Source organism: Pseudomonas sp. FBF18, from assembly GCF_024261405.1.
Taxonomy (GTDB): Bacteria; Pseudomonadota; Gammaproteobacteria; order Pseudomonadales; family Pseudomonadaceae; genus Aquipseudomonas; species Aquipseudomonas palmensis.
The window spans coordinates 264472-278555 of record NZ_QKRS01000001.1 but is presented as its reverse complement, the minus strand read 5'-3'; the positions used below and the strand labels follow the sequence as shown (position 1 = coordinate 278555).

The following is a 14084-nucleotide window of genomic DNA, read 5'->3' as shown; positions in this document are numbered from 1 at the left end:
GCTCCAACATAGTTTGTTTCTGAAATCGGGCAGATCATGGACCGTCTCACCGCAATGAAGGTGTTCGTCAGCGTAGTCGACCTGGGCAGCCAGTCGGCCGCCGCCGACCAACTGGACCTGTCGCGCCCGGTGGTTTCGCGTTACCTGGCCGAACTTGAAGACTGGGTGGGCGCGCGTCTGATGCAGCGCACCACGCGCAAGCTGAGCCTGACTGCCGCCGGTCTGGAAACCCTGCCGCGCTGCCGGCAGATGCTGGAACTGGTGGGCGACCTGCACGCGGCAGTGGGCGCCCCGGATGACGCCCCGCGGGGTGAACTGCGCATCAGCGTCAGTACCTCGTTCGGGCATGCGCAACTGGTGGAAGCGGTGGCGGACTACGTCAAGCGCTACCCGCTGGTGAAGGTCGACCTGCAGATGCTCGACCGCACGGTCAACCTGGTGGACGAACGCATCGACCTGGCCATCCGCGTCAGCAACGACCTGGACCCCAACCTCATCGCCCGCCGCCTGAGTGTGTGCCGCTCGGTGGTGTGCGCCTCGCCAGCCTACCTGCGCGAGCACCCCGTACCGCGCCAGGTGCAGGACCTGAGCCAGCACAACTGCCTGACCCATTCGTACTTCGGCCACAGCCTCTGGCATTTCGAGGTCGACGGCGAACAGGTGTCGGTGCCGGTGCAAGGCAATATCAGCGCCAACGAGGCCCTGACCCTGGAGCGCGCCACCCTGGCCGGCACCGGTATCGCCATGCTGCCCACCTACCTGGTGTGGCAAGCCCTGCGCAGCGGCACGCTGGTACGCCTGCTGCCCGAGGCCAGGCCCCGCGAACTGGGCCTGAACGCGGTGTACACCTCGCGCAAGCACATGCCCGCAACCCTGCGCAGCATGCTCGACTTTCTGGCGGCACGCTTCACCGACCCGCCCCACTGGGACCACGGCCTGGACTGACCGGCAGGCACCTGGCGCAATGCTGGCCTATGCTTGTAGAAGCATCTGTGTGCGGGATACAGGAGGTTGGTGCCATGACCCTGAAATCCAGAAAGTGCGCTGCCCTGTTGGCCATCACTGCCGTGCTCGGGGTGTACGGGGCAGCGGCGTATCGGGTCGAGCTGCTGCGCCAGCAACCCTATGCGGCGTCCAGCTGCAGCTCCGCCCACTGCCTGCCCCATGCCGGCACACTGAGCGTGGTCAGGTAGCCAGCGAAGGTTCTCGACGACGAAAGTCGCGGGGCGAAAGGCCGGTCATGCGCCGGAAGAAGCGCGAGAAGTATGCCGGGTCGGCAAAACCCAGGCTGTCAGCCAACTGGTTGATCGTGAGGCTGGTGTAGATCAGGTCGCGCTTGGCTTCCAGCACGATGCGCTGGTGCACGATCTGCAGCGCCGACTGCCCGGCCAATGCCCGGCACAAGGTATTGAGCGTTGCCACCGACACCCCCACCTGATGCGCCAGCTGCTCCACGCTCGGCTGCTGGCGAAACTGCTGCTCCACCAGCCCGTTGAAACGCTGCAGATACTCGCGCCCACGTTCCGGCACCTGGGCACCGGCACTGCGGCGCAACTGTTGGCGGCTGACCCACACCACCATCAGGTTGATCAGCGAATGCAGCTGCAACTCGCGCCCGGGCAGGTCCTGCTGGTACTCGGCCTGCAGGGTGCTGAACAGGCTGTTGAGGTAATCGGCGTCGGCCCCGGCCAGGTAACTGGCGCCGCGCTGCAGGGCGGCTGGCACGCCCGTCAGTTGCCGCTGCAGCACCTCCACCAGCGGCGCCGCCAGGGTCACCACATAACCATCGACGTCTTCGGAAAAGCGAAAGCCGTGCACGCACAGCGCCGGCACCACCTGGATCGCCGCCTGCTCCAGGCGACACACCTGCCCCTCCAGCTCGATCTCGGCCTGGCCCCTGTACAGAAACAGCAGCTGCCACAGGTCGGCATGCCGGTGCGGCTCGATCTCCCACTGGTGCAGGCGGCTGCGCGCCGGGATCGACTCGCTGTGCAGCAGGTCGGGCGTCGGCCAGCCCAGCGTCTCGCCGTACAGCTTGAATACCGGAATCGACACCCTGTTCATCACACCCTCGCTTCCCGACCACTGTCCGATAAACGCACCCATTAGCGAAAAGTACCGCTTTGTGCTCGGTTTGTCCCTTCAGAAGGCCAGCCGGCAAGCGAAAAATGCAGGTACTCCAATCATAAAAAGTCCAACAACCATGAAAACCCAAGTCGCGATCATCGGTGCGGGCCCGTCCGGCCTGCTGCTCGGCCAGTTGCTGCACAACGCCGGCATCTCCAACGTCATCCTCGAACGCCAGGGCCCCGACTATGTACTGGGGCGTATCCGCGCCGGCGTGCTCGAACAGGGCATGGTCGAGCTGCTGCGCGAAGCCGGGGTCGGTCAGCGCATGGACGCCGAAGGGCTGCCCCATGCCGGCTTCGAGCTGGCCTTCGACGGGCGCCGCGAGCACATCGACCTCAAGGGCCTGACCGGCGGCCAGGGCGTGATGATCTACGGCCAGACCGAAGTCACCCGCGACCTGATGGCCGCCCGCGCCGACAGCGGTGCGACCACGGTCTACCACGCCGAGAACGTGCGCCCGCACGACATGAAGACTGGGCAGCCCTACGTCACCTACGAAAAGGACGGCCAGCAGCATCGCCTGGACTGCGACTACATTGCCGGCTGCGACGGTTATCACGGGGTGGCACGCCAGTCGATTCCAAGCGAGGCGCTGCAGGTGTTCGAGCGGGTCTACCCGTTCGGCTGGCTGGGCATCCTGGCCGATACCCCGCCGGTCAGCGACGAGCTGGTGTACGCGCGCCACGAACGCGGCTTCGCCCTGTGCAGCATGCGCTCGCCCACCCGCACCCGCTACTACGTGCAGGTGCCGGCCGAAGAGAAGGTCGAGGACTGGTCGGATGAGCGCTTCTGGGAGGAACTCAAGTCGCGCCTGCCCGACGATTTGGCCGAGCGCCTGGTCACCGGCCCGTCGATCGAGAAAAGCATCGCCCCGCTGCGCAGCTTCGTGGTGGAGCCGATGCAGTACGGGCGCCTGTTCCTGGTCGGCGACGCCGCGCACATCGTGCCACCCACCGGGGCCAAGGGCCTGAACCTGGCCGCCAGCGACGTCAGCACGCTGTACAACATCCTGCGCAAGGTCTACGCCGAAGGCCGCACCGACCTGCTGGAACGCTACTCGGCGATCTGCCTGCGGCGCATCTGGAAGGCCGAACGCTTCTCGTGGTGGATGACCTCGATGCTGCACCGCTTCCCCGACAGCGACGCCTTCAGCCAGCGTATCCAGCACACCGAGCTGGACTACTTCGTGGGCTCCGAGGCCGGGCGCAGGACCCTGGCAGAAAACTACGTGGGCCTGCCCTACGAGCCCATCGAAGACGCTTAGCAGGCTATCGAGTACACTGGGCAGCACCCGGTCCCACTTGCCCAGAGCTGCCCCGTGACGCAATTGAACACTCCGCAACCCGCCCTGCGCAGCGTGCTCGTCGCGCTGATGCTGGCGATCTTCCTCGGCGCGCTGGACCAGACCATCGTCGCGGTCTCGATGCCGGCGATCTCCGCGCAATTCAACGACGTGACCCTGCTGGCCTGGGTAATTTCCGGCTACATGGTGGCCATGACCGTGGCGGTGCCGATCTACGGCAAGCTCGGCGACCTGTACGGCCGGCGGCGCATGATCCTGACCGGTACCGGGCTTTTCACCCTGGCCTCGCTGTTCTGCGCGCTGGCACAGAACATGGAGCAACTGGTGCTGGCGCGGGTACTGCAGGGCATCGGCGCGGGCGGCATGGTGTCGGTCAGCCAGGCGATCATCGGCGACTTCGTGCCGCCCCGCGAGCGCGGTCGCTACCAGGGTTATTTCAGCAGCATGTATGCCCTGGCCAGCGTCGCCGGCCCGGTGCTGGGCGGGCTGCTGACCGAGTACCTGTCGTGGCGCTGGGTGTTCTGGCTGAACCTGCCGCTGGGGCTGACCGCCTGGTGGGTCACCGAGCGTACCCTGCGCGGGCTGGCCACGCCGCAACGCAAGGCGCAGGTGGACTACCCCGGCGCGGTGCTGTTGATCTTGGGCCTGACGGCCCTGCTGCTGGGCATCACCCTGATCGGCCAGGGCCAGCCCATCGGGTCCGGCCCGGTTGCCGGCCTGCTGCTGGCAGCCCTGTTCGGGCTGGGCGTATTCGTGCTGCACGAACGCCGCGCCGTCGAGCCACTGCTGCCGTTGCAGCTGTTCGGCAACCGGGTGGCAGTGCTGTGCTGGTGCACGATCTTCTTCACCAGTTTCCAGGCCATCTCGCTGACCATGCTGATGCCGCTGCGCTTTCAGAGCATCACCGGGGCGGGCGCCGACAGCGCCGCCCTGCACCTGCTGCCCCTGGCCATGGGCCTGCCGATCGGCGCCTATTGCGGCGGCCGCCTGACCAGCCTGACCGGGCGCTACAAGCCGCAGATTCTGGGCGGTGCACTGTTGATGCCGGTGGCGATCATCGGCATGGCCCTGAGCCCGATCGACGGCGTGCTGCTCAGTGGCGCGTTCATGCTGCTGACCGGCATCGCCTCGGGCCTGCAGTTCCCCACCTCGCTGGTGGCAACCCAGAGCGCAGTGGAGCCGCGGGACATCGGCGTGGCGACCAGCACCACCAACCTGTTCCGCTCGCTGGGCGGGGCGATGGGCGTGGCCTGCATGTCGGCACTGCTGCTCAGCCTGCTGCACGACAGCGGCTTCAGCCTGGCCGGCGAGGCGTTGATCGGCAGCCTCAAGGACGGCCAGGCCAGTGCGGCGGTGCAGGCGCAGTTGCTGCAGACCTTTCGCAACCTGTTGCTGGGTAGCGCCGCCGTCTCCCTGCTGGGGCTGTCGGCGGCGCTGGCATTGCCCAACCGCGAGCTGCGCGGCCGGCAGTAGTCAGTTGCGCCGCTGCGCCCAGGCCACCGCCAGGCCGCTCAGGCAAATGACCGCAATGCCGACCACGCCGTAGGCGTCCGGGGTGTGATTGAAAATGAGGTAGCCGTACAGGCCGGCGAACAGGATCTGCCCGTAGCTGAAGGGCGCCAGCATGGCCGGCGCGGCGTGCCGGAAGGCCTGGGTCAGCAGCATGTGCCCGAGCATCCCGCAGGTGCCCAGGCCGATCATGAACAGGCCATGCCCCAGGGTCGGCATGCTCCAGAAGAATGGCACCAGCGCGGTCATGATCAGGCTGTTGAAGATGCCGGTGAGAAAGTTGCTGGTGGTCGGACTGTCGATGCCGCTGAGCTTGCGCGTGAGCAACTGGTAGCAGCCAAAGCAGAAGGCCGAACACAACGGCAGCAGGATTGCGGGGGTGAACAGCGCCCCGCCCGGGCGCACCACGATCAGCACGCCGACAAACCCGGCCAGCACCGCCAGCCACTGGGCGCGGCTGACCCGCTCACCCAGCAGCGGTACCGACAATGCGGTTACCAGCAGAGGCGCAAGAAAGTTCACGGCGGTGGCTTCGGCCAGGGGGATGTAACGCAGGCCGGTGGTGAAGAACAGGCTGGTACCGATCAGGCACAGCGCCCTGGCCAGTTGCAGACCGGGGCGGCGTGTACGCACCACCGCCGAGAAGCCGCTGCGCGGCACGAACACCACCAGCATCAGCAGGGTGTGCACCACATAGCGCGCCCACACCACCATGACGATGGCATAGAAGCCGGAAAGGTATTTGGACAGGGCATCGTGGCTGGCGAACAACAGCACCGCCATGCACATCAGGGCGATTGCCTTGAGCGGCTGCTCGGCACCTTTGAGGGTCGGGTTGTGCGCACTCATGCCAGGGCTCTATGAAAAGTTGATGGTCCTTGGGGGCAGACTACCCGGTCACCGACTACCGTTCCAAGCAGCGCCGGTGTTTTTTGTTGACCGGGCACGGGGCACGACAGGGAAACGTCCTATGCCAACCTTCACAAATGCTCACAAATGCTCAATTGCGCAGCGACGGGCTCAAGCGCAGCATATCCAGCCCGGTATCCACCCACCGCTCGGCATCCCCGGCAATATCGAAACTGTCCGGCAGCAGCAGCCAGCTGCCAATGATGCCGTCGATGTAAGCGAATATTGCAATAGCGGCACGCTGCGGGTCCATGTCCGCAGGCAATTGCCCACGCCTGACTGCATTGGTCAACGTCAGCGCTATACGCTCGTAGCAGTCGCGGGTCGTGGCCTGGCGCTGCTGACGGATCTCACACATGTCATCGGTGAATTCACACTTATGATGCAGGATCTCATTGATGCGCCGGGTACGCGGCTCGTGCAGCATCTGCTGCATCAGTTGAATCAGCAACTTGCGCATGCAGCCCAGCGGGTCCGGCTCGTCTTCGCTCTCGCCGGCCTGGGCCAGCGCCTCGATCGGCTCACGCAGGCTGTCGAGCAGGGCCTGCACCAGTTCGCCCTTGTCCTGAAAGTGCCAGTAGATGGCACCCCGGGTCACCCCGGCCAGCTTGGCGATATCCGCCAGGGTGGTACGCGCCACCCCACGGGCATGGAAAGCTTTTTCGGCGGCCTCGAGTATCTGTTGGCGGGTTTCCTGAGCTTCCTCTTTGGTGCGACGGACCATGGCAGTACAACCTCATCAAGGAGCCGGACGCGCGCTGCGGGCGTCCGGGTTCTGAGCCGGTATGGCCACTGTCGGGCCCTCTACCGGGTGTCTTAATCAAGCCTGTGGTCACCTCGACAAGGTGCGCCACGGGTATTTACAAACAAGCATGAATGTAAGTATATTCCTTAGCATCCTACTTATCCACCCGGAATTAATTTTCCCTTCATCCCGTTTCCATTACTCTTGAGCGTCTTCAGCTCTTTCGACCCGAGGATCTTCATGCAATTCAAGCCAGCTGTTTCCGCTCTGGTTTCCGCCGTCGCCCTGGCAACACTGCTCAGCGGCTGTAAAAAGGAAGAAGCGGCGCCTGCGGCGCAAGCTCCTCAGGTCGGCGTCGTGACCCTCCAATCCCAGGCCTATACCCTGACTTCCGACCTGCCGGGGCGCACCATCGCCTACCGCGTGGCCGAAGTGCGTCCACAGGTCAACGGCATCATTCTCAAGCGTCTGTTCAAGGAAGGCAGCGAGGTCAAGGAAGGCCAGCAGCTGTACCAGATCGACCCGTCGGTGTACGAGGCGACCCTGGCCAGCGCCCAGGCCAACCTGCAATCGACCCGCTCGCTGTCGGACCGCTACAAGCAACTGGTGGCCGAGCAGGCGGTGAGCCGTCAGGAATACGACGACGCACAAGCCAAACGTTTGCAGGCTGAAGCCTCGCTGCGCAGCGCACAGATCGACCTGCGCTACACCAAGGTGCTGGCGCCACTGAGCGGCCGTATCGGACGCTCGATGTTCACCGAAGGTGCACTGGTCAACAACGGCCAGGCCGATGCCATGGCGGTGATCCAGCAGCTGGACCCGATCTACGTCGACGTCACCCAGTCTTCGGCCGAGCTGCTCAAGCTGCGCCGCGAGCTCGAAAGCGGGCAACTGCAGAAGGCCGGGGCCAACGCCGCCAAGGTCTCGCTGAACCTGGAAGACGGCACCACCTACACCCACGAAGGCCGCCTGGAGTTCTCCGAAGTCTCGGTCGACCAGACCACCGGCTCGGTAACCCTGCGCGCCGTGTTCCCCAACCCCGAGCACAACCTGCTGCCAGGGATGTTCGTGCATGCACGCCTGGCCGCCGGCGTGAACGCCAACGCGATCCTCGCCCCGCAACAAGGCGTGACCCGTGACCTCAAGGGCCAGCCCACCGCGTTGATCGTGGACAAGGACAACAAGGTCGAACTGCGCCAGCTCAAGGCCAGCCGTACCGTTGGCAGCGACTGGCTGATCGAGGAAGGCCTGAAGCCGGGCGACCGTCTGATCACCGAAGGCCTGCAGTTCGTCAAGCCGGGCGTCGAGGTCAAGGTCAGCGAAGCCACCAACGTCAAGCCTGCCCAACCGTCCCAGGCCAATGCAGCGTCAGCAGGGGCCAAAGGGGAATAAACCATGTCGAGATTCTTTATCGATCGCCCCATCTTTGCCTGGGTAATCGCCCTGGTGATCATGCTGGTCGGGGCCTTGTCGATCGTCAAGTTGCCGATCAACCAGTACCCGAGCATCGCGCCGCCGGCCATCGCCATCGCCGTGACCTACCCGGGCGCCTCGGCGCAGACCGTGCAGGACACCGTGGTCCAGGTGATCGAGCAGCAGCTCAACGGTATCGACAACCTGCGTTATGTGCAGTCCGAGAGCAACTCGGACGGCAGCATGACCATTACCGCCACCTTCGAGCAGGGTACCAACCCTGATACCGCGCAGGTCCAGGTGCAGAACAAGCTGAACCTGGCCACCCCGCTGTTGCCGCAAGAAGTGCAGCAGCAGGGTATCCGCGTGACCAAGGCAGTGAAGAACTTCCTGCTGGTGATCGGCCTGGTGTCCGAAGACGGCAGCATGACCAAGGACGACCTGTCGAACTACATCGTCTCCAACATGCAGGACCCGATCTCGCGTACCGCCGGTGTGGGTGACTTCCAGGTGTTCGGTGCCCAGTACGCCATGCGTATCTGGCTCGATCCGGCCAAGCTGAACAAGTTCCAGCTGACCCCGGTGGACGTCAAGACCGCCGTGGCCGCGCAGAACGTGCAGGTGTCCTCCGGTCAGCTGGGCGGCCTGCCTGCCCTGCCCGGCACGCAGCTCAACGCCACCATCATCGGCAAGACCCGCCTGCAGACCGCCGAGCAGTTCGAGAAGATCCTGCTCAAGGTCAACCGCGACGGCTCCCAGGTCCGCCTGGGCGATGTCGCCGACGTCAGCCTGGGGGGCGAGAACTACAGCGTCAGCGCACAGTTCAATGGCAAGCCGGCCTCCGGCCTTGCGATCAAGCTGGCAACCGGGGCCAACGCCCTGGACACCGCCAAGGCACTGCGCAACACCATCGCCGAGCTGGAGCCGTTCTTCCCGCCTGGCATGAAGGCGGTGTTCCCGTATGACACCACGCCTGTGGTCACCGAATCGATCAGTGGGGTGATCCACACCCTGATCGAGGCGATCGTGCTGGTGTTCCTGGTGATGTACCTGTTCCTGCAGAACTTCCGCGCCACCGTGATCACCACCATGACCGTACCGGTGGTATTGCTCGGCACCTTCGGCATCCTTGCCGCGGCAGGCTTCAGCATCAACACCCTGACCATGTTCGCCATGGTCCTGGCCATCGGCCTGCTGGTGGACGACGCCATCGTGGTGGTGGAAAACGTCGAGCGGGTGATGTCCGAAGAGGGGTTGTCACCCAAGGAGGCGACCAAGAAGTCCATGGGCCAGATCCAGGGCGCCCTGGTCGGTATCGCCCTGGTACTGTCGGCGGTACTGCTGCCGATGGCGTTCTTCGGCGGCTCCACGGGCGTGATCTACCGGCAGTTCTCGATCACCATCGTGTCGGCCATGGGCCTGTCGGTGCTGGTCGCGCTGATCTTCACCCCGGCGCTGTGCGCCACCATGCTCAAGCCGGTCAAGAAAGGCGAGCACCATACCGCCAAGCGTGGCTTCTTCGGCTGGTTCAACCGCAACTTCGACCGCAGCGTGCAGAGCTACGAGCGCGGCGTGGGCAACATCCTGCGTCACAAGGCCCCGTACTTCCTGGCCTACATCCTGATCGTGGTGGGCATGGTGTGGCTGTTCATGCGTATCCCTACCGCGTTCCTGCCCGAGGAAGACCAGGGCGTACTGTTCGCCCAGGTGCAGACCCCGGCCGGTTCCAGTGCCGAGCGCACCCAGGCGGTGGTCGACGAAATGCGCGCCTACCTGCTGGACAAGGAGTCCGACACGGTGGCCTCGGTGTTCACCGTGAACGGCTTCAACTTCGCCGGCCGCGGCCAGAGCTCGGGCATGGCCTTCATCATGCTCAAGCCGTGGGGTGAACGTTCTGCCGAAAACAGCGTGTTCAACCTGGCAACCCGTGCCCAACAGCACTTCTTCAGCTTCCGCGACGCGATGGTGTTCGCCTTCGCCCCGCCGGCCGTACTGGAGTTGGGTAACGCCACCGGTTTCGACGTGTTCCTGCAGGACCGCGCCGGCGTCGGCCACGACAAGCTGATGGAAGCGCGCAACCAGTTCCTGGGCATGGCCGCGCAGAGCAAGATCCTCACCCAGGTACGTCCGAACGGCCTGAACGATGAGCCGCAATACCAGCTGACCATCGACGACGAACGCGCCAGTGCCCTGGGCGTGACCATCGCCGATATCAACAACACCCTGTCGATCGCCCTGGGTGCCAGCTATGTGAACGACTTCATCGACCGTGGTCGGGTCAAGAAGGTCTACCTGCAAGGCACTGCCGATTCGCGCATGAGCCCTGAAGACCTGCAGAAGTGGTACGTGCGCAACGCCGCCGGCGAGATGGTGCCGTTCTCTTCCTTCGCCAGCGGCGAGTGGAGCTACGGTGCACCCAAGCTGTCGCGTTACAACGGTGTCGAGGCAATGGAAGTACTCGGTGCGCCAGCCCCTGGCTACAGTACCGGTGAGGCCATGGCCGAGGTCGAGCGCCTGGCGGCGCAACTGCCAGCCGGTGTCGGCTTCGCCTGGACCGGCATGTCGTACGAAGAAAAGCTGTCGGGCTCGCAGATGCCGGCACTGTTCGCGCTGTCGCTGCTGATGGTGTTCCTGTGCCTGGCGGCACTGTACGAGAGCTGGTCGATCCCGATCGCGGTAGTGCTGGTGGTGCCGCTGGGTATCATCGGTGCACTGATGGCGGCCAGCATGCGCGGGCTGTCCAACGACGTGTACTTCCTGGTGGGGCTGCTGACCACCATCGGCCTGGCGGCGAAGAACGCGATCCTGATCGTCGAGTTCGCCAAGGAACTGCACGAACAGGGCCGCAGCCTGGTCGATGCGGCGATCGAGGCGTGCCGCATGCGTCTGCGTCCGATCATCATGACCTCGCTGGCATTCATCCTGGGCGTGGTGCCGCTGACCATCGCCACCGGCGCAGGCTCCGGCAGCCAGCACGCCATCGGTACCGGTGTGATCGGCGGCATGATCACCGCAACGGTACTGGCGATCTTCTGGGTACCACTGTTCTTCGTAAGCGTGTCGTCGCTGTTCGGTAGCAAGAAGCCCGAAGAAGAGGACGCCAAACCTGAAACCCCACGCTATGAGGCCGGGCAATGAGTAAGTCCCTGTTGTCCCTGGCAGTCACCGCCTTCATTCTCGGTGGCTGCTCGCTGATCCCTGATTACCAGACCCCCGAGTCGCCGGTGGCGGCCCAGTGGCCGCAAGGGCCGGCCTACTCGCCGACCCAGTCGGCCGACGTGGCTGCGGCCGAACAGGGCTGGCGCCAGTTCTTCCATGACCCGGCGCTGCAGCAACTGATCCAGACCTCGCTGGTCAACAACCGCGACCTGCGGGTCGCCGCGCTCAACATCGATGCCTACCGGGCGCAGTACCGCATCCAGCGGGCCGATCTGTTCCCGGCGGTCTCGGCCACCGGCAGCGGCAGCCGCCAGCGGGTGCCGGCCAACGTTTCGCAGACCGGCGAGTCGAGCATCAACAGCCAGTACTCGGCCACCCTGGGCGTGAGTGCCTACGAACTCGACCTGTTCGGTCGGGTGCGCAGCCTCAGCGAGCAGGCCCTGGAAACCTACCTGTCGAGTGAACAGGCGCGTCGTTCCACGCAGATCAGCCTGGTGGCCAGCGTGGCCAACGCCTACTTCACCTGGCAGGCCGACAAGGAGCTGCTGACGCTCACCGAAGACACGCTCAAGACCTACGAACAGAGCTATGCCCTGACCCGTCGCAGCAGCGAAGTCGGCGTGGCCTCGGCCCTGGACCTGAGCCAGGCGCGTACCTCGGTCGAGGGCGCACGGGTCAAGCTGGCCCAGTACCAGCGCCTGGTGGCGCAGGACCTGAACAGCCTGGCCGTGCTGGTCGGCACCGGCGTGCCGGCGAACCTGCCCAACGGCATGAAACTCGACAGCGACCTGCTGGCCGACGTGCCGGCCGGCCTGCCGTCGGACGTGCTGCAGCGTCGTCCCGACATCCAGGAGGCCGAGCACCTGCTCAAGGCCGCCAACGCCAACATTGGCGCGGCGCGCGCAGCGTTCTTCCCGAGCATCAGCCTGACCGCCAACGCCGGGACCCTGAGCCCCGACATGGGCGGGCTGTTCAAGGGCGGCTCGGGCACCTGGCTGTTCCAGCCGCAGATCAACCTGCCGATCTTCAACGCCGGCAGCCTGCGTGCAAGCCTGGACTACTCGAAGATCCAGAAGGACATCAACGTCGCCAAGTACGAAAAGACCATCCAGACTGCCTTCCAGGAAGTCTCCGATGGGCTGGCGGCGCGCCAGACCTTCAACGAGCAGTTGCAGGCCCAGCGTGATCTGGTCGAAGCCAACCAGGACTACTACCGCCTCGCCGAGCGTCGCTACCGTATCGGTATCGACAGCAACCTGACGTTCCTGGATGCCCAGCGCAACCTGTTCAGTGCCCAACAGGCCCTGATCAGCGACCGGCTGTCGCAGCTGGTCAGCGAGGTCAACCTGTACAAGGCCCTGGGTGGCGGCTGGTACGAGCGCACCGGTGATGCCCGCCAGCAAGCGTCGATCGAGTCGCCCAAGGGTTGATTCGATAGCGTGGCGACACAACAGCCCACCCTTCGCGGTGGGCTTTTTTGTGCCTGCAAGCCTGCCCCCACCAAAAGTAACCAGACAGTTAGTGTTCGGTTATCGCCCAATTCCGCCTGTAACGAATTGATTCCCTCCTGCCTGCCACAGCACCATCCATCCGCCATCGCCCCAACATAAAAACAAGAGACGCCCTAACGATGAACACTTTCCAGCCCGCACGTCACCTGTTCCCCGGCCTGCTTGCCATGAGCTGCGCCCTGCCCGCCCTGGCCGACGAAGGGGGCTTTGTCGAAGACGCCAAGGTTGGCCTCAACCTGCGCAACTTCTACATCAACCGCAACTTCGTCGACCCGGCCAACCCCCAGGGCAAGGGCGAGGAATGGACCCAGAGTTTCATCCTCGACGCCAAGTCCGGCTTCACCCAGGGCACCGTCGGCTTCGGCGTCGACGTGCTGGGCCTGTACTCGGTCAAGCTCGACGGCGGCAAGGGTACCGCCGGCACGCACCTGTTGCCGGTACACGATGACGGCCGCCCGGCCGATGACTTCGGACGCCTGGGCGTGGCGCTCAAGGCCAAGGTCTCGAAGACCGAGCTGAAGGTCGGCGAATGGATGCCGGTACTGCCGATCCTGCGTTCGGACGACGGCCGCTCGCTGCCGCAGACCTTTCGCGGCGGCCAGCTGACCTCCCAGGAAATCGACGGCCTGACCCTGTATGCCGGGCAATTTCGCGGCAACAGCCCGCGCAACGACGCGAGCATGGACGACATGTCCATGAACGGCCGCGCCGGTATCACCTCCGACCGCTTCAACTTTGCCGGTGGCGAGTACACCTTCAACGACAAGCGCACCCTGGTCGGGGTGTGGAACGCCCAGCTCAAGGACATCTACAACCAGCAATACATCAACCTGGTGCACAGCCAGCCGCTGGGCGACTGGACACTGGGCGCCAACCTGGGCTACTTCATTGGCAAGGAAGACGGCGCCGAGCGTGCCGGCAAGCTCGACAACCGCACCGCCTCGGCGCTGCTTTCGGCACGCTATGGCAGCAACACCTTCTACGTGGGGCTGCAGAAAGTCAGCGGCGACGACCTGTGGATGCGGGTCAACGGCACCAGTGGCGGCACCCTGGCCAACGACAGCTACAACGCCAGCTTCGACAATGCCAAGGAGCGCTCCTGGCAGCTGCGTCACGACTTCAACTTCGCCGGGCTTGGCGTGCCGGGGCTGACCCTGATGAACCGCTACATCAAGGGCGACAACGTGCACACCGCCGTGGTCAGCAACGGCAAGGAATGGGCGCGGGAATCGGAGCTGGCGTACGTGATCCAGTCCGGCAGCCTGAAGAACCTGTCGTTCAAATGGCGCAACTCGACCATGCGCCGCGACTTCAGCACCAATGCATTCGACGAGAACCGCCTGATCGTCAGCTACCCGATCAGCTTTCTCTGACCTTCGGGCCTGCGTTGCAGCCCATCGCGGGT

General features: G+C 64.7%; 11 protein-coding genes. 8 read left to right on the top strand and 3 right to left on the bottom strand.

The window, feature by feature from the left end; all coding sequences use genetic code 11:
* The first annotated feature begins 36 nt into the window (after positions 1 to 36).
* Both DN387_RS01360 and DN387_RS01355 read left to right on the top strand, forming a co-directional pair.
* Positions 37 to 945, top strand: coding sequence for a LysR family transcriptional regulator (locus DN387_RS01360; RefSeq protein ID WP_054914797.1), 909 nt, complete (start codon positions 37 to 39; stop codon positions 943 to 945).
* 74 nt (positions 946 to 1019) lie between these two features.
* Positions 1020 to 1193, top strand: coding sequence for a hypothetical protein (locus DN387_RS01355; protein WP_167400210.1), 174 nt, complete (start codon positions 1020 to 1022; stop codon positions 1191 to 1193).
* On the opposite strand, the gene DN387_RS01350 is transcribed toward DN387_RS01355, so the two are convergent.
* A complete protein-coding gene (locus DN387_RS01350; RefSeq protein ID WP_054914798.1) occupies positions 1186 to 2064 on the bottom strand; it encodes a helix-turn-helix domain-containing protein in 879 nt (292 codons plus the stop codon). The two genes, DN387_RS01355 and DN387_RS01350, sit on opposite strands and share 8 nt — an antisense overlap.
* A 139-nt stretch (positions 2065 to 2203) precedes the next feature.
* Between DN387_RS01350 and pobA the strand changes: the two genes are divergently transcribed.
* Positions 2204 to 3394: a 4-hydroxybenzoate 3-monooxygenase gene (gene pobA / locus DN387_RS01345; RefSeq protein ID WP_043860770.1), complete on the top strand. Its 1191-nt coding sequence runs from the start codon at positions 2204 to 2206 to the stop codon at positions 3392 to 3394.
* A gap of 108 nt (positions 3395 to 3502) precedes the next feature.
* Entirely contained in the window at positions 3503 to 4906 is a 1404-nt protein-coding gene (locus tag DN387_RS01340; RefSeq protein WP_054914927.1) for an MDR family MFS transporter, read from the top strand.
* On the opposite strand, the gene DN387_RS01335 is transcribed toward DN387_RS01340, so the two are convergent.
* Both DN387_RS01335 and DN387_RS01330 read right to left on the bottom strand, forming a co-directional pair.
* Entirely contained in the window at positions 4907 to 5791 is an 885-nt protein-coding gene (locus DN387_RS01335) for a DMT family transporter (protein WP_043860769.1), read from the bottom strand.
* A 151-nt stretch (positions 5792 to 5942) separates the two neighbouring features.
* Positions 5943 to 6575: a TetR family transcriptional regulator gene (locus DN387_RS01330; protein ID WP_043860768.1), complete on the bottom strand. Its 633-nt coding sequence runs from the start codon at positions 6573 to 6575 to the stop codon at positions 5943 to 5945.
* Between the two features lie 261 nt (positions 6576 to 6836).
* Between DN387_RS01330 and DN387_RS01325 the strand changes: the two genes are divergently transcribed.
* From DN387_RS01325 to DN387_RS01310, 4 genes are all read left to right on the top strand, one after another.
* Complete coding sequence (locus DN387_RS01325) at positions 6837 to 7988, top strand: efflux RND transporter periplasmic adaptor subunit (RefSeq protein ID WP_054914799.1); 1152 nt, start codon at positions 6837 to 6839, stop codon at positions 7986 to 7988.
* 3 nt (positions 7989 to 7991) lie between these two features.
* The gene (ttgB, locus tag DN387_RS01320) at positions 7992 to 11147 is read left to right on the top strand and encodes a multidrug efflux RND transporter permease subunit TtgB (protein WP_043860766.1); all 3156 of its coding nucleotides are present in this window, start codon (positions 7992 to 7994) and stop codon (positions 11145 to 11147) included.
* On the top strand, positions 11144 to 12598 hold the full coding sequence (locus DN387_RS01315; protein WP_043860765.1) for an AdeC/AdeK/OprM family multidrug efflux complex outer membrane factor: 1455 nt from the start codon (positions 11144 to 11146) through the stop codon (positions 12596 to 12598). The genes ttgB and DN387_RS01315 overlap by 4 nt, the downstream gene beginning before the upstream one ends.
* Positions 12599 to 12798: 200 nt before the next feature.
* Positions 12799 to 14052 carry an OprD family porin gene (locus DN387_RS01310; protein WP_054914800.1) on the top strand — a complete coding sequence of 418 codons (1254 nt, stop codon included), beginning with the start codon at positions 12799 to 12801 and terminating at the stop codon, positions 14050 to 14052.
* The last annotated feature ends 32 nt before the right edge of the window (positions 14053 to 14084 follow it).